This is a genomic window from Erythrobacter alti, assembly GCF_037996805.1.
Lineage (GTDB): Bacteria > Pseudomonadota > Alphaproteobacteria > Sphingomonadales > Sphingomonadaceae > Alteraurantiacibacter > Alteraurantiacibacter alti.
Genome location: NZ_JBBNAX010000001.1, coordinates 684,107 through 698,318, shown reverse-complemented (window position 1 = coordinate 698,318; position 14,212 = coordinate 684,107). Strand labels below are relative to the sequence as shown.

18 protein-coding genes and 1 other RNA gene are annotated in these 14,212 nt (G+C 59.2%); 10 read left to right on the top strand and 9 right to left on the bottom strand.

The genetic code is table 11. From position 1 onward, the window contains the following. Positions 1 to 52 precede the first annotated feature (52 nt). The 3 genes from AAC850_RS03425 to bfr all read left to right on the top strand — a co-directional run bounded on the left by AAC850_RS03425 (position 53) and on the right by bfr (position 2,303). A complete protein-coding gene (locus AAC850_RS03425; RefSeq protein ID WP_340587203.1) occupies positions 53 to 1,354 on the top strand; it encodes a DUF418 domain-containing protein in 1,302 nt (433 codons plus the stop codon). Between the two features lie 116 nt (positions 1,355 to 1,470). Then, positions 1,471 to 1,665, top strand: a complete 195-nt coding sequence (locus AAC850_RS03420) for a (2Fe-2S)-binding protein (protein WP_340587202.1) — start codon at positions 1,471 to 1,473, stop codon at positions 1,663 to 1,665. A gap of 143 nt (positions 1,666 to 1,808) precedes the next feature. Then, on the top strand, positions 1,809 to 2,303 hold the full coding sequence (gene bfr / locus AAC850_RS03415; RefSeq protein WP_340587201.1) for a bacterioferritin: 495 nt from the start codon (positions 1,809 to 1,811) through the stop codon (positions 2,301 to 2,303). 21 nt (positions 2,304 to 2,324) lie between these two features. Here the strand turns inward: bfr and AAC850_RS03410 are convergent, their stop codons facing one another. The 4 genes from AAC850_RS03410 to AAC850_RS03395 form a co-directional block, all read right to left on the bottom strand. Beyond that, the gene (locus tag AAC850_RS03410) at positions 2,325 to 2,525 is read right to left on the bottom strand and encodes a hypothetical protein (protein WP_340587200.1); all 201 of its coding nucleotides are present in this window, start codon (positions 2,523 to 2,525) and stop codon (positions 2,325 to 2,327) included. Positions 2,526 to 2,693: 168 nt separating this feature from the next. Continuing rightward, positions 2,694 to 4,181, bottom strand: coding sequence for a ribosome biogenesis GTPase Der (gene der, locus AAC850_RS03405; RefSeq protein ID WP_340587199.1), 1,488 nt, complete (start codon positions 4,179 to 4,181; stop codon positions 2,694 to 2,696). 57 nt (positions 4,182 to 4,238) lie between these two features. Then, the gene (locus tag AAC850_RS03400; protein WP_340587198.1) at positions 4,239 to 4,676 is read right to left on the bottom strand and encodes a VOC family protein; all 438 of its coding nucleotides are present in this window, start codon (positions 4,674 to 4,676) and stop codon (positions 4,239 to 4,241) included. Between the two features lie 123 nt (positions 4,677 to 4,799). Next, entirely contained in the window at positions 4,800 to 5,546 is a 747-nt protein-coding gene (locus tag AAC850_RS03395; RefSeq protein ID WP_340587197.1) for a TorF family putative porin, read from the bottom strand. Between the two features lie 278 nt (positions 5,547 to 5,824). Here AAC850_RS03395 and AAC850_RS03390 point away from each other — a divergent pair, with 278 nt between their 5' ends. Further along, on the top strand, positions 5,825 to 6,646 hold the full coding sequence (locus tag AAC850_RS03390) for a metallophosphoesterase family protein (protein ID WP_340587196.1): 822 nt from the start codon (positions 5,825 to 5,827) through the stop codon (positions 6,644 to 6,646). Between the two features lie 52 nt (positions 6,647 to 6,698). On the opposite strand, the gene rnpB is transcribed toward AAC850_RS03390, so the two are convergent. After that, positions 6,699 to 7,105, bottom strand: an RNA gene (gene rnpB, locus AAC850_RS03385) — RNase P RNA component class A. Positions 7,106 to 7,253: 148 nt separating this feature from the next. Here rnpB and AAC850_RS03380 point away from each other — a divergent pair. After that, the gene (locus AAC850_RS03380) at positions 7,254 to 7,925 is read left to right on the top strand and encodes a J domain-containing protein (protein WP_340587195.1); all 672 of its coding nucleotides are present in this window, start codon (positions 7,254 to 7,256) and stop codon (positions 7,923 to 7,925) included. Positions 7,926 to 7,935: 10 nt separating this feature from the next. Here the strand turns inward: AAC850_RS03380 and AAC850_RS03375 are convergent, their stop codons facing one another. The 3 genes from AAC850_RS03375 to AAC850_RS03365 form a co-directional block, all read right to left on the bottom strand. Continuing rightward, the gene (locus AAC850_RS03375; protein ID WP_340587235.1) at positions 7,936 to 8,574 is read right to left on the bottom strand and encodes an N-acetylmuramoyl-L-alanine amidase; all 639 of its coding nucleotides are present in this window, start codon (positions 8,572 to 8,574) and stop codon (positions 7,936 to 7,938) included. A gap of 96 nt (positions 8,575 to 8,670) precedes the next feature. Continuing rightward, complete coding sequence (locus tag AAC850_RS03370; RefSeq protein ID WP_340587194.1) at positions 8,671 to 9,324, bottom strand: histidine phosphotransferase family protein; 654 nt, start codon at positions 9,322 to 9,324, stop codon at positions 8,671 to 8,673. 9 nt (positions 9,325 to 9,333) lie between these two features. Then, entirely contained in the window at positions 9,334 to 9,729 is a 396-nt protein-coding gene (locus tag AAC850_RS03365) for a M67 family metallopeptidase (RefSeq protein ID WP_340587193.1), read from the bottom strand. 18 nt (positions 9,730 to 9,747) lie between these two features. On the opposite strand from AAC850_RS03365, the gene AAC850_RS03360 reads away from it, so the two are divergent. The 5 genes from AAC850_RS03360 to AAC850_RS03340 all read left to right on the top strand — a co-directional run bounded on the left by AAC850_RS03360 (position 9,748) and on the right by AAC850_RS03340 (position 13,878). Continuing rightward, positions 9,748 to 10,701 (top strand): RluA family pseudouridine synthase, encoded by a 954-nt coding sequence (locus AAC850_RS03360; RefSeq protein ID WP_340587192.1) that lies wholly within the window; start codon positions 9,748 to 9,750, stop codon positions 10,699 to 10,701. Between the two features lie 127 nt (positions 10,702 to 10,828). Further along, complete coding sequence (gene rpoH / locus AAC850_RS03355; protein ID WP_340587191.1) at positions 10,829 to 11,731, top strand: RNA polymerase sigma factor RpoH; 903 nt, start codon at positions 10,829 to 10,831, stop codon at positions 11,729 to 11,731. A gap of 84 nt (positions 11,732 to 11,815) precedes the next feature. Then, positions 11,816 to 12,487: a monofunctional biosynthetic peptidoglycan transglycosylase gene (mtgA, locus tag AAC850_RS03350; protein ID WP_340587190.1), complete on the top strand. Its 672-nt coding sequence runs from the start codon at positions 11,816 to 11,818 to the stop codon at positions 12,485 to 12,487. Between the two features lie 168 nt (positions 12,488 to 12,655). Next, positions 12,656 to 13,591 carry a cation diffusion facilitator family transporter gene (locus AAC850_RS03345; RefSeq protein WP_340587189.1) on the top strand — a complete coding sequence of 312 codons (936 nt, stop codon included), beginning with the start codon at positions 12,656 to 12,658 and terminating at the stop codon, positions 13,589 to 13,591. A gap of 17 nt (positions 13,592 to 13,608) precedes the next feature. Then, positions 13,609 to 13,878, top strand: coding sequence for a hypothetical protein (locus tag AAC850_RS03340; RefSeq protein ID WP_340587188.1), 270 nt, complete (start codon positions 13,609 to 13,611; stop codon positions 13,876 to 13,878). A gap of 26 nt (positions 13,879 to 13,904) precedes the next feature. On the opposite strand, the gene AAC850_RS03335 is transcribed toward AAC850_RS03340, so the two are convergent. Then, positions 13,905 to 14,123: a hypothetical protein gene (locus tag AAC850_RS03335; RefSeq protein WP_340587187.1), complete on the bottom strand. Its 219-nt coding sequence runs from the start codon at positions 14,121 to 14,123 to the stop codon at positions 13,905 to 13,907. Positions 14,124 to 14,212 lie beyond the last annotated feature (89 nt).

The window sequence follows — 14,212 nt, the reverse complement described above, 5'->3', positions numbered from 1 at the left end:
CCCAAACCTTGGTCATCGCCTATGATCGCGGCCGACGGACAGGGGGAACCACATGACAGACCAGCAAGTTTCGCCCGACAGTGCGCCGGAAATCGCAGCTGCAGGCGAAGATGCGCTGCCCGTGCCTGCCAAGGTTGGTGATCGTATCGCCAGTCTGGACCTCATTCGCGGCATTGCCGTGCTCGGCATTCTGGCGGCGAATATCGTCGCCTTCGGCCAGCCCTTCACTGCCTATATGTGGCCTGCTGCATGGATCGGCGAAGTCGGCGATCCCGACAACTGGATGTGGATCACGCAGTTTGTGCTGGTCGACAGCAAGATGCGAGGCTTGTTCACTCTCTTGTTCGGGGCCGGAATGGCGTTGTTCATGGACAAGGCTTGGGAGCGCGGAGCGGGCAGGGGGCTACAGGCCCGCAGGCTGTTCTGGCTACTGATCTTCGGCCTGGTGCATTTCTTCTTCATCTGGCGCGGCGATATTCTCGTCCTCTACGCAGCCTCAGGGTTTGTAGCGATGGCCTTCCTTCGCATGTCCGCGCGCAAATTGCTGGTCTTCGGCCTGCTGGGCTACCTCGTCGGCGGTCTGTTCTATCTGCTTACGATTACTGTGCCCTACTTCATCGTCGATACGCCGCTGGGTGATGCGCCGGAGATGGCTGAAGCCCGCACGTCCATGCTGGAGGCACAGCAGACGGCTCTCGCAGACGATGCAATGGAAACGCAGATCCTGACCGAAGGCAATTACGCGGATTTCGTCAGCCACAATCTAAGCGCACATCTCACCGATCCGCTGAACAATTTGTTCCTTTTCATGTTCGAGACCTTGCCGCTGATGCTGGTTGGCATGGGACTATATCGCGCGGGCCTGTTTAGCGGGGGGATTTCGGCGAAGAAGCAGGCGCTGTGGGGCTGGATCGGGGTCATAGGTGGCTCGATCCTGACATTGCTCGTGGCACTGTGGATCGAGGGAGAGGGACTGACATATTGGAGCACGCTGGCCGCTTTCGTTGGCTTCTCGTTCTTTCCTCGCCTTCCCGTCATCCTCGGTCTTGCGGCTCTTTTGGCCCTTTGGGGCGCCAGCGCCAACGGCTGGCTGGCAGAGCGGCTTTCTGCCGCCGGTCGAGCTGCTTTCACCAATTACCTGGGCACGTCGATCCTGATGGTCCTGGTCTTCCATCCGTGGGCTGGCGGCCTGTGGGGCGAACTTTCGCGACCAGAGCTCTATTTCGTGGTGCTCGCTGCCTGGGCGGTCATGCTCGCGTGGTCCAGGCCCTGGCTCGAACGTTTCCGCTACGGACCGCTCGAATGGCTGTGGCGGTGCCTCACCTATGGCCGCTTGTTCCCGCTAAAGCGCTGACATCCGGGAACAAGCTGCGAAATCCTAGTTGCTGTTGAGAATTAATCGCAAGAGGCTTGTTTTTGCAAGCGACTCGCATTAACAATGGAGGCAAGCCAATTGGAGTGCCGCCAGAGATGTACACCTGCGTCTGCAACGCTATCCGTGAATGCGAGCTGCGCAAGGCTGCGCGGCAGTACCGGACAGGTGGTGCGGAAAGCGTCTACGCCAAGCTTGGCAAGACCCCCAATTGCGGGCAATGCCTCGATGAGGCGCAGCTGGTTATCGACGAAGAACGCGATGCCCTGATGGAGCCTGCAACGGCCGCGTAGCCGTCCGCGAATTCAATCCTGCTACGCATTCGCAATAGCGCACTTTTCCGCCAGTTTTTCAGACTCGAAAGCGTGTTTGCGCTTGCCATACCGGCTGTGCGGCGAGCATGTGTTGGGGGTATCCGACAGCGAAAGGGATAGCCATGCAGGGCGACGAAAAGGTCATCGAGTATCTCAACAAGGCACTCACCAACGAACTGACCGCGATCAACCAGTATTGGCTGCATTACCGCGTCCTCAACGATTGGGGCGTTTACAAGCTCGCCGAATACGAACGCCACGAATCGATCGACGAAATGAAGCACGCTGATTGGCTGGCGGACCGAATCCTGTTTCTCAACGGCCTGCCAAACTTTCAGGCGCTGCATAAGCTGAAGGTCGGCGAGACGGTCGAGGAAATCCTCAAGGCTGATCTGGCGCTCGAACACGAAGCGATCCCGTTGCTGCGCGAAGCGGCAGAATATTGCCAGCAGATCAGGGATTACACCTCGGGCCAGTTGTTCGAGAAGATCCTTGCCAGCGAAGAGGAGCATGTCGACTTCCTCGAAACGCAGTTCGACATGATCGAACGGATGGGCATCTTGAATTACGTACAGCTCAACTCGGCTGCAGCGGGTGAAGGGGATGGCGAAGGCTGATTGCCTGACCGCGTATCTGCGCTAACCAACGCGCCAGAACGGCATCTGGCGAGGGCCGCGCTTTTCAAGCCTGGCCACCAGTCGTTCGCCTTCACGCAGTTCGGCATTGCCGCTATCGGCATTGATCTGAGCGACGACCAGCGCCGTTGCAATGTCGGGTACCTGCAAGGAGTGCTGCTGCGTTCCGCCCTCAACGCAGAAGCTGACACTCAACTGCTCCATCACTTCTCTCACAATAGGAATTTGTCGCAATATGAGAGATATAGAGCATCATTGTGTGATAATTATGGCGTCCGACAACAGTTGGTCGAAAAAGTCGTGCATTTCGTCAGATTGATGCGCGGCGACGCAGCTTAGGGTTCCCGAAATTTATAGTCGGCGTCCTTGGGCCTAGTCGCGGCCCTGCCCGCCGCTGAACTTGCCGCCGCCGCCACGATTGGAATCGTAGGGATTCTTCGGGCTCTTCAATGATAGGCGCACAGGCACCGCACCAAAACCAAGCGATTTGCGGATACCGTTGAGCAGGTAACGCTCGTAGCTGGTCGGCAGATCGAACAGGCGGCTGCCGAAAATAACGAAGCGTGGCGGGCGTGTCCCGACCTGCGTGATGTAACGCAGCTTGATCCGCCGGCCGCCGGGAGCCGGAGGAGGGTTGGCAGCGAGGGCATCGTCGAACCAGCGATTGAGTGCGGCGGTAGGCACGCGGCGGCTCCAGTCCTCGCGCAGTTTGAAGGCAGCGCCCAGCATGGTGTCGAGCCCCTTGCCCGTCATCGCGGAAACCGCAAACAGCGGCACGCCGCGCAATTGCGAAAGCCCTTCTTCGAGGGCGCTGCGAATGCCATTGAACAGTGCGCTGGGGTCTTCGGCAATATCCCACTTGTTGATCGCCACCATCAGCGCGCGGCCTTCATCGATTACCCGACTGGCAATCTTGAGGTCCTGCACTTCCAGCCCGCGTGTCGCGTCGAGCAGCAGCACGACAACCTCGGCATAGTCTACGGCGTTCAGCCCATCGGCGACGCTCAACTTTTCCAGCTTGTCGACCACCTTGGCGCGCTTGCGCATACCGGCGGTATCGATCAGCTTGATGACCCTGTCCTCACCCGATTGTGGATCAGACCATACCCAGTCCACGGCAATCGAATCGCGTGTGATGCCCGCCTCGGGGCCGGTCAGCAGGCGATCTTCATCAACCAGCCGGTTGATCAGCGTGGACTTGCCCGCGTTGGGCCGCCCGACAATCGCGAGGCTGAGCGGCGATGTGGGGTCCAGTTCTTCCAGGTCTTCGCCGGCTTCGGCTGCGGCGCGCGCCTTGTCGGCAGCAATGGCGGCTTCTGCCTCGGCTTCGATTTCTAGCCGTTCAGCTTTTTCGCCAATGAGGGGAATGAGCGCGGAATAGAGGTCCGCGACGCCTTCACCGTGTTCGGCGCTGACGGGGATCGGTTCACCCAGGCCCAGCGAATAGGCTTCAAGAATACCGCTCTCACCGCCGCGACCTTCGGCCTTGTTGGCGATGAGGACCACCGGCACTTCCTGCTCGCGCAGCCATTGGCCGATTTCCTCGTCGAGCGGGGTAAGCCCCGCACGGCTGTCGATCACGAACAGCGCGGCGTCGGCATCCTTGAGCGAAACTTGCGTCTGCGCGCGCATGCGACCGGGCAGGCTCGCGTCGTCCTCGTTCTCCCAGCCGGCAGTATCGACGGCCTCGAATTCGAGACCCGACAATCCGGCAACCCCCTTGCGGCGGTCACGCGTCACGCCCGGCTGGTCGTCGACCAGAGCCAGCTTCTTGCCGACCAGCCGGTTGAACAGCGTGGATTTGCCCACGTTGGGTCGGCCTATGATGACGACCTGGGGAAGGGGTTTATTCGGTTTCATGGCGCGCAGGTGGCCCCCGCCACGGCGAAAGGCAAGTGCGAAGGCAGTCCGGCGACTTCACCAGCTTCCGGTATTTTCCATGCTGGCCCACGGTTCCTGCGGATCGAGATTGCCTTCTTGCAGCAATTCGATGCTGATTCCGTCGGGAGACCGCACGAATGCCATATGTCCATCGCGCGGCGGGCGATTGATCGTCACACCTGCGTCCATGAGGCGCTGGCACGTGTCGTAGATATTCTCGACCCGGTAGGCGAGGTGCCCGAAATTGCGCCCGCCATCATAGGTTTCCGGTGCGCTGCCATCTTCGGGCGGCCAATTATAGGTCAGTTCTACTTCAGCGACACCTTCCTGCCCGGGTGCGGCGAGAAAGATGAGCGTAAAGCGACCTTTTTCGCTCTCATGGCGGCGGGTTTCCTCCAGCCCGATCAGCTTGAAGAAATCGACCGTCGCCTGAGGATCGGAGACGCGAATCATGGAATGAAGGTAGCGGGTCATTGTTTGCTCCTGAAAATCTTGAGGAGGCTCTAGCAGCACCTGAAGCCAATACAAAAGGGCCCGCACCCCCCCCGGTACGGGCCCTCCTGTTCCTCGCTTTTCGCGAAGGTTTTGTTCGTGAGGTCAGAAGCTCGCGGAGAGCGTGAAGACCACTGAATCGTCGGTAAACGTGCCGTTCGGATCGATAAGGCCATCACCTTCGACACCGACATATGCGACGCCGAACGACAGCGGCGTTCCGGGGACGGCGGTTTCGGCACCGATCGAGTAGTCCCACGCCTTGCTGTCGGGCGTAAAGGTCAGGAAGCCGTCGGTATAACCCAGGTGGCCGGTCACGGTGACAGGCGTTCCGGGTACGCCCACGCCGACGTCGGTGTAAACGTAGAAATTGTCGGTACCGCCCAGCGAATCCTGTTCGGGAGCATAGGCAACGCCAAAGGTTGCTTCAGCAGGGCCGAGGCCGACACCAACCGAACCGTAGACTTCGAGATAATCGAAATCGCCCGGGCCTGCGTCGGGATAGATGTAGGCGATCACACCGACATCGGTAGACACATTGCCGAATTCGCCGGCCCAGCCGCCGTAGATATCAAGCTCGGTAGAACCATAGCCGACAGTGGTTTCGTCAAGCGACGAGGCCCAGGTGCCGACGTAGAAACCGGCAGGCAGGCCTACATCGACGCCGCCCTGAATGGCGATTTCGCCGTCCGAAAGGCTGACGCCGCGGAATTTGTAATCGCTGACAATGGCGACATTTGCGGAAACTTCGACGCCGATACCGTCATCGTCCTGCGCAAGGGCAGGAGCCGCGGCAACAGCGGTGGTGGCAAAGATAGATGCAGCCATAAGGCTGCGGACGGACGTAAGCATGGGCAATTCCTCGATTGCTGTGGTGAATTATGCTTCGTCCCACCTGCGCTCATGCGATTCCGACATCTTGGTGTGCCGGATTTCGCTAATGCACAATCAATATGCACACCCATGCTGCACTGCACAAGACTATTTGCGCAAAATCACCACGTGACGTATCATTGTGTGAAATTTGCACCACATTCACTGCGCGCTCATGAAAACTCGGCACAAGCACTGATTGCACCCGGATTGCGCAGCTGTGCGTAAGGCCTATGTGCACGGTTAAACATATCGCCATGATCAAGTATTTCTCTTCCATGTTCACTCCGTCGAAGGCCAAGTCCAAGAAGGAGTTGCCGCGCGTACCCAAGGGGCAGCGGGTTTATGCCGTGGGCGACGTTCATGGCCGCAGCGACCTGCTCATCGCCCTGATCGAAGCGATCGACGAAGACATCCGCGACGGTGAGGCCGAAGGCATCGAATCTGAAATTGTCCTGCTGGGTGACCTCGTAGACCGCGGTCCGGACAGCGCCAATGTGATCGAACTTGCACGCAAGTGGCGCAAGTTGCGCAAAGTCCATATCCTTTGCGGTAATCACGAAGAAATGTTCCTCAACGCATTTGAGGACAAGGATACGCTGCGTCACTTCCTGCGCCATGGCGGCCGCGAGACGCTGCAGAGCTATGGCATGGACCGCAAGGTTTTCACCAAGGCCTCGCTAGGCGAGATCCAGGACATGCTGGAAGAGATCGTTCCCAAGAAGCATCGCAAATTCATCGCCTCGTTCGAAGACATGGTGCAAATCGGCGATTACCTGTTTGTCCATGCGGGAATCGATCCGGGCATTCCGCTGGAAGAACAAAAGCAACGCACGCTTCGCTGGATCCGCGAACCCTTCCTCAGCTACGGAAAGTCGCACGGGCTGGTGGTCGTCCATGGCCATACGATTACCGATGAGGTCGTCGATGCAGGCAACAGGATAGGGATCGACACCGGAGCCTATGCCAGCGGACGCCTGACCGCGCTCGTCCTTGAGGGGAAGAAGCGCCGCTATCTTGTCGCCATGGAAGGCAAGAAGGGTAATATCAGCGTAGAGGGCGCGAAGCTCAGAGCCTGATCACCCGGTCCTGATCGCCCGGGCCTAATCTTCGGACAGTAGTTCTCAAAAATTTGCCGGGGAGCCTGTAAGCCGGGTTCTGTCCCGCAACCGATATGCTGACACATCAGCGCTGCGGGGGCAGCCATTCATCTAGGCACTGGATTGCTCCAGCGCTCCAGCGACCAACCCGGGTCTCTCGGAACGAAACGTTCCTGCCCAAAAGGCGCGAGACCCCTATGCGGTCTTGCTCCGGGTGGGGTTTGCCATGCGGAACCTGTTACCAGGCCCCCGGTGCGCTCTTGCCGCACCCTTTCACCCTTGCCTGTGAGGTTGCCCTCCATCGGCGGTATACTCTCTGTGGCACTTTCCCTCGGCTTGGGCGAACCCTTACCGGGCGGGCATTACCCGCCACCCTTGTTTCGTGGAGCCCGGACTTTCCTCGAAGTCTTGCGACCTCGCGGCTGCCCGGCTCCCCGGCGTAACCGACATAAGGACAAGGGGCGAACAAGCCAAGTACCTAAGAAACTTTCTGTTCCGGCAGTACAATGCGTCCAACATTTTACATATGGCTTTTGCACTGGACAATAATGGACTGCGAGTAGTCAATTGGATATGAGATGCAAAGGTGAAGAATGCAGCGCTGGTGTGCCTGATTATTCTTCCGGGGGGTAAAGCGATGGACGAGAACGGCGTATTCGTCGATTATTACGGTCTTTTGCAGGTGAATCCCCAGTGTGATGCCACCATGCTTGAAAAAGCGTATCGCCATTTCGCTCACATGTATCACCCGGACCATCCCGATACTGCCGATGTCGACAAGTTCCAGGCAATTCTCAGTGCCTACAGGGTTCTGCGAGAGCCGGATCGCCGGGCCGAATACGACAAGCTCTACCAGAGCCATAAAGGGGAGAGTTTCGAATACGTCCCCACGAATGATGACCTCCGGATTGATGCCGAGTCGGCGCTCATCGATGCGGAGATGCACGAGAAGATGCTCTACTATCTCTACAAGAGCAGGCGGGAACAGCCCGAAGATCCCGGCATGATGATCTATCGCCTGCAGCGCATGCTCGACTGCAGCGACGACAATTTCGACTTCCACGTCTGGTATCTGAAGTCCAAGGGTCTCATCGTCTGGACCGAGGCAGGGACACTCGCAATTACGATCGAAGGTGTCGATCACGTGATTTCGATGAGCCGTGCAGCCGAGGAAAAGCGGCTGCAGATACCCAAGGCCAAGAAGTTCGAAGAACCACCGTTCGAAGAGTCGCAGTCAGACACCCCGAAACCGAACTGATGCAGATTTCCTAGCGCGTTACGCCTCGGTCACGGTCAAGCAGCAGTTGGAACAGGATCGCGCGTACCTCTCCATCGATCTGGCCATCGATGCGGGACGGGCGCCAGCGGCGTTGGAAAGCTTCGACGGCCTTGTGGCCGTCGGTTATGTCGTAGCCGAACCGTTCGAGCGCGAGATAAAAGCTTGCATCATTGTCGAACACATCGCCGCGCTCGAGCTTTTCAGGCCGCGGAAGGCATAGCCCGTACTCGGCCAGCCGATCCCACGGAAACAATTCGCCCGGATCGATCTTGCGTGCAGGCGCGACATCGGAATGGCCCACCACATTGGCGCGCGGAATGTCATGATCCCTGACGATCCTGTGCAGCAGGGGAACCAGAGCATCTATCTGCGCTTCGCTGAATTCGCGATAACCCAGAGCATGGCCGGGGTGATCCATTTCGATCCCGATGCTGGCCGAATTGACATCCTTGTGACCGCGCCAATAGCTGGCGCCAGCGTGCCATGCGCGCTTGTCTTCAGGCACCAAACGAACGACTTCGCCTTCTTCGGTGATGCAGTAATGCGCAGACACCTGAGCTTCGGGATCGCACATCCGGCTGATCGCGGTGTCGACCGGCTTCATCTCGGTATAGTGGAGGACCACCATTGAAACGGGCAAGGCACGTTCGTTGAAATTGGGCGAGAGCTGCTCGCGGTGGACCAGTTCATCCACCGTGCAGCTCCCGGAAGTGCCCCGCTTCGATCAACCGATCATCCCCTCGCCATCGGGAAGGACCGCGCCAAGAACCAGTGCTTCGGGCGTGTGCGCATATTGCACCTGGCCACCCTGTTCATTGGCAAGCTGGCGAATCATGTGTGCAGGGGCTGTGCGGCCTGAAAGTTCACTATCCGCCAGTTCGCCCGCCAGTGCCTTGCCGATAGAAGCATCGAAGGCGACCTTGGGACCGCTTGCTCGTACCGCGATTTCTGTCGCGCCGTCGCGGCATTCTGCACCGACTTCCAGCGTCCCGCCGCGCACCAGAGCATCGAGCCCCATGGCGGCGAGGTTGAGCAGCACCTTTACTGCCGGCTTGGAAAGGTTTGCCTCGCCAACCGCCCATTCGAGGCTGAGCCGCTCATCTTCGGCGGTGAGCGATGTCAGCAGTTCATGCGGTTCTTCGGTAGGGACGCGGTCCCCGAAACCACCTGCAGCACCGAAGGCGAGGCGGAAGAATTTCAGCTTGCTGGCCGATGTGCGTGCGCTCTGTTCCAGCAGTTCCAGACACCGCTGGCGCATAGCCGGATCTTTTTCGTCTGCGAGCAATTCCAGCCCGTTGTTGAGTGCGCCCACCGGGCTCAGCATGTCATGGCACAGCCGCGAACATAGCAGCGCGGCGAGATCTGTTTGTGAAGTCATGCCGGCCTCTTAGCCTTCTGTGAGGGCGAGGGAAAGCGGTCTAAATCCATCCGCCGCATCGCGCCACCATGTGGTCTTGCCCGGCGCGATGATAGCCCAGATCTTCCCGTCACCAGCGGCAAGTTCCCTGTCGGTTTGCGAAGGGTGCGACCGGCCGTTGGGGTGCGAATGATAGTAGCCAAGGACTTGCCGCGTACTGCCGCGCATGGCGCGATGGGTATCGATCAGCGTCTGCGGGTCGATCTCGAAGCGGGTTTGCGGCGTAGGATGAACGTTTTCAGCGGGGATGGCTTCGACGACCCTGCCGTTCTCACCGATCATTATGCCGCAGCATTCCTGTGGCGCTGAGCGCGACGCGTGTGCGCTCAATTCACTCAAAACCGCCCTTGTGACTTCCACAACCATATTGCACAGCATCCTGACATGAACGCGCCCGAAATCCGCAGCGGAGAGCTTACAACAGCAGGACGGCTGGACAAGGCGCTTGCCGAAGTCACCGACTTGTCGCGTGAGCGCGTCAAGGCACTGATTGCGGACAAAAAAGTCGAGGTGGATGGCCGAACCGCGTCCAGCCCGTCGGCCAAGGTTCAAGCTGGGTCGAGCTTTTTGATCCACATCCCACCCCCAGATAATCCACAGGCTCTTCCACAGGATATCCCCATCGAGGTGGTGTTCGAAGACGAGCACCTGATCGTGGTCGACAAGCCGGCCGGGATGGTCGTCCATCCGGCAGCAGGTAATGCCGATGGCACGCTGGTGAATGCGTTGCTGCACCGTTGCAGAGGGTCTTTGTCGGGTATCGGTGGGGTTGCACGACCGGGGATCGTTCACCGGATCGACAAGGATACGTCAGGTTTGCTCGTAGTCGCCAAAACCGACGCCGCGCATGAAGGTCTGGCGAAGCAATTTGCCGACCACTCGCTTGAACGTGCCTATCTGGCGGTTTGCGGCGGCCATCCACGACCAGCCTCGGGCACGGTGGATGAGCGAATCGGACGATCGGACGCAAACCGAAAGAAAATGGCGGTGCTGCCCAAGAATTCCTCGCGCGGCAAAACGGCTGTCACGCATTACAAGACGGTGGAGCGGCTCGACCACGGAACACTGGTCGAATGCAGGCTCGAAACCGGGCGTACACACCAGGTGCGGGTTCACCTTGCATCAATCGGTCATGCGCTAATAGGAGACCCTGTCTATGGACGCACACCTGCACCGCTCCGACCGATTCTCAAATCGCTCGATTTCCGCCGGCAGGCGCTCCATGCGGCGATTCTCGGCTTTACGCATCCGGTCACGGGTAACCCGTACCGGTTTTCGAGCGAAATACCCGCCGATATGCGGGAACTTATCGACCAAATGGGTCATTCCAATCGATGAAATGCGCACTATATCGCGGCCAGTGCGTGTATAAGAGTAAAGCAAACGCACGAAATGTGGCTGCCAAGCTCGGGTGCCCAGCAGGGGCCTGAAAATCGCAGTCGACGCAAGAAAGGTTTGGGACCAAGTGAGTAACAGAAAACCAAGTGTGCCGGCACTCAGCGGAGAGCAGAGCCTCAACCGCTATCTCGGCGAAATCAAGAAATTCCCCGTTTTGACGGCAGAGCAGGAATATATGCTCGCCAAGGCCTATGCAGAGCATGAGGACCAGGACGCGGCTGCGCAACTGGTGACGAGCCATCTGCGCCTCGTGGCGAAGATCGCGATGGGTTATCGCGGCTATGGCCTGCCCGTTTCCGATCTCATCTCCGAAGGCAATGTCGGCCTGATGCAGGGCGTGAAGAAGTTCGAGCCCGATCGCGGTTTCCGCCTCGCGACCTACGCGATGTGGTGGATCAAGGCGAGCATCCAGGAGTTCATCCTGCGCAGCTGGTCGCTCGTGAAAATGGGTACCACGGCAGCGCAGAAGAAGCTGTTCTTCAACCTTCGCCGGATGAAGAAGCAGCTCGAAGCCTACGAGGATTCGGATCTCCATCCTGACGATGTGGCGAAGATCGCCACCGATCTCGGCGTGCCCGAGCAGGAAGTCATCAACATGAACCGCCGGATGATGATGGGCGGCGATGGCTCGCTCAACACGCCGATGCGCAATGGCGAAGATGGCTCTGGCGAATGGATGGACTGGCTAACCGACGATCGTCCTTTGCAGGACGAGACCGTAGCCGATGCCGAGGAAGCAGATGTCCGCCGGGAAATGCTGGTCGAGGCGATGGATTCGCTCAACGACCGCGAAAAGCACATCCTGACCGAACGTCGCCTGACCGAAAGCCCGCAGACGCTCGAAGAGCTGTCGCAGGTTTATGAAGTCAGCCGCGAACGCATCCGCCAGATCGAGGTGCGCGCGTTCGAGAAGCTGCAGAAAGCGATGCAGCGCATTGCTGGCGACAGGCTGATGCCTGCTGTGGGCTAAGCGCCGCGATTACTGAACAAGCGAGGGCCGGGCGGTGACGTCCGGCCCTTTTGTTTGTCCCACGACAATTCTATGAGCCAGAGCATGATCCTCCGCACCTTTCGCATACTTGCCAAGACGCTCATCATCTTCGTGCTCTTCAGCATCGTATTGGTGGTGGTGCTGCGCTTTGTCCCTGTAACTTACACCGCGACCATGCTGATGGACGAGCATAGCGTCACCCGCGACTGGGAGCCGCTCAGCCGGATTGATCGCAACATGGTGGCCGCGGTCATCGCGGCGGAAGACGGCAAGTTCTGCCAGCATGACGGTTTCGACGTCGAAGCTATCGAAGAAGCCCTGGAGGAACGTGCGCGGGGTGAGCGTCAGCGCGGCGCGTCCACCATCAGCCAGCAAACCGCCAAGAACGTCTTCCTGTGGCAAGGCGGCGGCTGGTTCCGCAAGGGGCTGGAAGCCTATTTCACCTTCCTGATCGAGAACCTGTGGGACAAGCGGCGCATCATGGAGGTCTATCTCAACGTCGCCGAGACGGGGCTGGGCACTTACGGCGTCGAGAGCGGCTCGCAACGCTATTTCGGCCATTCAGCCGCGCGGCTGACGGCTGACGAGGCGAGCCGCATTGCCGCCGTGCTCCCGTCCCCGAAAACGCGGGCGGCTATCAATCCGTCGGGCTTTACCGCCCGTTATGGCAACACGATCGAGGCGCGTATCGGCGTAGTGCGCCGCGACGGTCTTGATGCCTGCATTTACGAATAGATACTGACGGTTGGTAGCGCGTCCAGCGAACAACTTGCATTGGTTGTATAATGTTATACTATAACATATATGATACGTCATAACATATTGAAGGAAAAGCAAATTCCTTGCGAATGCATTATGGGGTGCTAGACCGGATGCGAATTGGGCCGCGAGATAGGGGTGGGCTTGGGACACGCACATTCACACGATGAAAGCCACTCCGGTGCCCATTCACACGGGCACGGGCACAGCCATGCCCCTGCCGATTTCGGGCGCGCTTTCGCCATTGGCGTAGTGCTCAACACCGGTTTTGTAATTGTGGAGGCGACTTACGGTTTTCTCTCCGGCTCGATGGCGCTGGTGGCCGATGCGGGGCACAATCTTTCCGATGTGCTCGGCCTGCTGATCGCCTGGGGCGCAAGCATTGCTGCGAAGAAGCCGCCATCGGCGCGGTTCACTTTCGGGCTGAAAAGCTCGACCATCCTTGCCGCTCTTGCCAACGCGGTCCTGCTGCTGATCGCCATAGGCGCAATCCTGTATGAAACCATGCATCGCTTTTTCGATCCGGTTCAGCCCGAAGGCTGGACGATGATCTGGGTCGCGGGCATCGGCATCGTCATCAACACTGCCACTGCGCTGATGTTCATGCGCGGGCGCAAGCACGACCTCAATATCCGCGGGGCATTCCTGCATATGGCGGCAGATGCTCTGGTGAGCGTTGGCGTGGTAATCGCGGGCGCTGCGATCCTGTTGACGGGGCTCGTCGTGATAGATCCGCTGGTGAGCCTTGTGATCGTCGCCGTCATCGCTTGGGGTACTTGGGGCCTGCTCAAGGACAGCGTAAAGCTGGGTCTGCTGGCAGTGCCGGACAGCGTTGATGATCAAGGCGTGCGAAGCTACCTTTCCGGGTTGCCGGGAGTCGAGGCCATCCACGACCTGCATATCTGGCCGATGAGCACGACAGAAACCGCTCTCACGGCCCATCTGGTGATGCCCGCCGGTCACCCGGGGGATGCCTTCCTGCACGAGATTGCTGATGCGCTTGAGCATAACCACGGCATTGGTCACGCTACCGTGCAAGTCGAGCGTGATAGGCAATGCGCAGAGGGGAAATGTGCATGAGGAACGTAATCATCTGAATGACTGCGCTCGCGCTGGTCGGCTGCGCGGCTCCCGGGCACCAGGTCAACGACAATAGCGACCTTTTGGCAGACCCGCGCGGGGTGGAAACGCTCGACGAGCAGATCTCGCGCGAGGGGCAGGGCGATGGTTGCCTGGTTGCAGGGAATGCCGGGCGAAACCGATCGAACGGCCTCCCCGGCTTTGCCAATCCATGTCGTGACCTTCGCGATGTCATCGCGCCGCCGGAATTACCGGAAGCAACAACGCAACCGCCAACCTCGCGCTAGCTGGTTCGTCCTCAGGCGGACTAGGCCTATCCTTGAGGTTCGCCACCTTCCGGTGGAGCGCCTTCGGGCGGCTGCATCGGGACCTCGCCAGTAGGATCGGCTTCGACCATCTGTGCGACCTGGTCGTAGACCTGCGCGTTCTGGTTCATCTGGTCGGCGACAGGCGGGTTCTGCTCGCCCACCTGGCGGAAAAACATGCTGGCATCGCGAAGCATTTTTGCGGCGAGCTGGGCATTGGTGGGCATGGTAATCTCCTATTGATGCCTGAGAACAGGCAACGCGCTGCGCGCCCTCATGAGCGCACAGTCAGTTATCGGCCCGAACGGGCCGTGTG

Excerpts from the sequence above, each read along its gene's own strand:
- AAC850_RS03425 (WP_340587203.1), top strand. The coding sequence starts at position 53 with ATGACAGACCAGCAAGTTTCGCCCGACAGTGCGCCGGAAATCGCAGCT.
- AAC850_RS03420 (WP_340587202.1), top strand. The coding sequence starts at position 1,471 with ATGTACACCTGCGTCTGCAACGCTATCCGTGAATGCGAGCTGCGCAAG.
- bfr (WP_340587201.1), top strand. The coding sequence starts at position 1,809 with ATGCAGGGCGACGAAAAGGTCATCGAGTATCTCAACAAGGCACTCACC.
- AAC850_RS03410 (WP_340587200.1), bottom strand. The coding sequence starts at position 2,525 with ATGGAGCAGTTGAGTGTCAGCTTCTGCGTTGAGGGCGGAACGCAGCAG.
- der (WP_340587199.1), bottom strand. The coding sequence starts at position 4,181 with ATGAAACCGAATAAACCCCTTCCCCAGGTCGTCATCATAGGCCGACCC.
- AAC850_RS03400 (WP_340587198.1), bottom strand. The coding sequence starts at position 4,676 with ATGACCCGCTACCTTCATTCCATGATTCGCGTCTCCGATCCTCAGGCG.
- AAC850_RS03395 (WP_340587197.1), bottom strand. The coding sequence starts at position 5,546 with ATGCTTACGTCCGTCCGCAGCCTTATGGCTGCATCTATCTTTGCCACC.
- AAC850_RS03390 (WP_340587196.1), top strand. The coding sequence starts at position 5,825 with ATGATCAAGTATTTCTCTTCCATGTTCACTCCGTCGAAGGCCAAGTCC.
- AAC850_RS03375 (WP_340587235.1), bottom strand. The coding sequence starts at position 8,574 with ATGGTGGTCCTCCACTATACCGAGATGAAGCCGGTCGACACCGCGATC.
- AAC850_RS03370 (WP_340587194.1), bottom strand. The coding sequence starts at position 9,324 with ATGACTTCACAAACAGATCTCGCCGCGCTGCTATGTTCGCGGCTGTGC.
- AAC850_RS03365 (WP_340587193.1), bottom strand. The coding sequence starts at position 9,729 with ATGGTTGTGGAAGTCACAAGGGCGGTTTTGAGTGAATTGAGCGCACAC.
- AAC850_RS03360 (WP_340587192.1), top strand. The coding sequence starts at position 9,748 with ATGAACGCGCCCGAAATCCGCAGCGGAGAGCTTACAACAGCAGGACGG.
- mtgA (WP_340587190.1), top strand. The coding sequence starts at position 11,816 with ATGATCCTCCGCACCTTTCGCATACTTGCCAAGACGCTCATCATCTTC.
- AAC850_RS03340 (WP_340587188.1), top strand. The coding sequence starts at position 13,609 with ATGACTGCGCTCGCGCTGGTCGGCTGCGCGGCTCCCGGGCACCAGGTC.
- AAC850_RS03335 (WP_340587187.1), bottom strand. The coding sequence starts at position 14,123 with ATGCCCACCAATGCCCAGCTCGCCGCAAAAATGCTTCGCGATGCCAGC.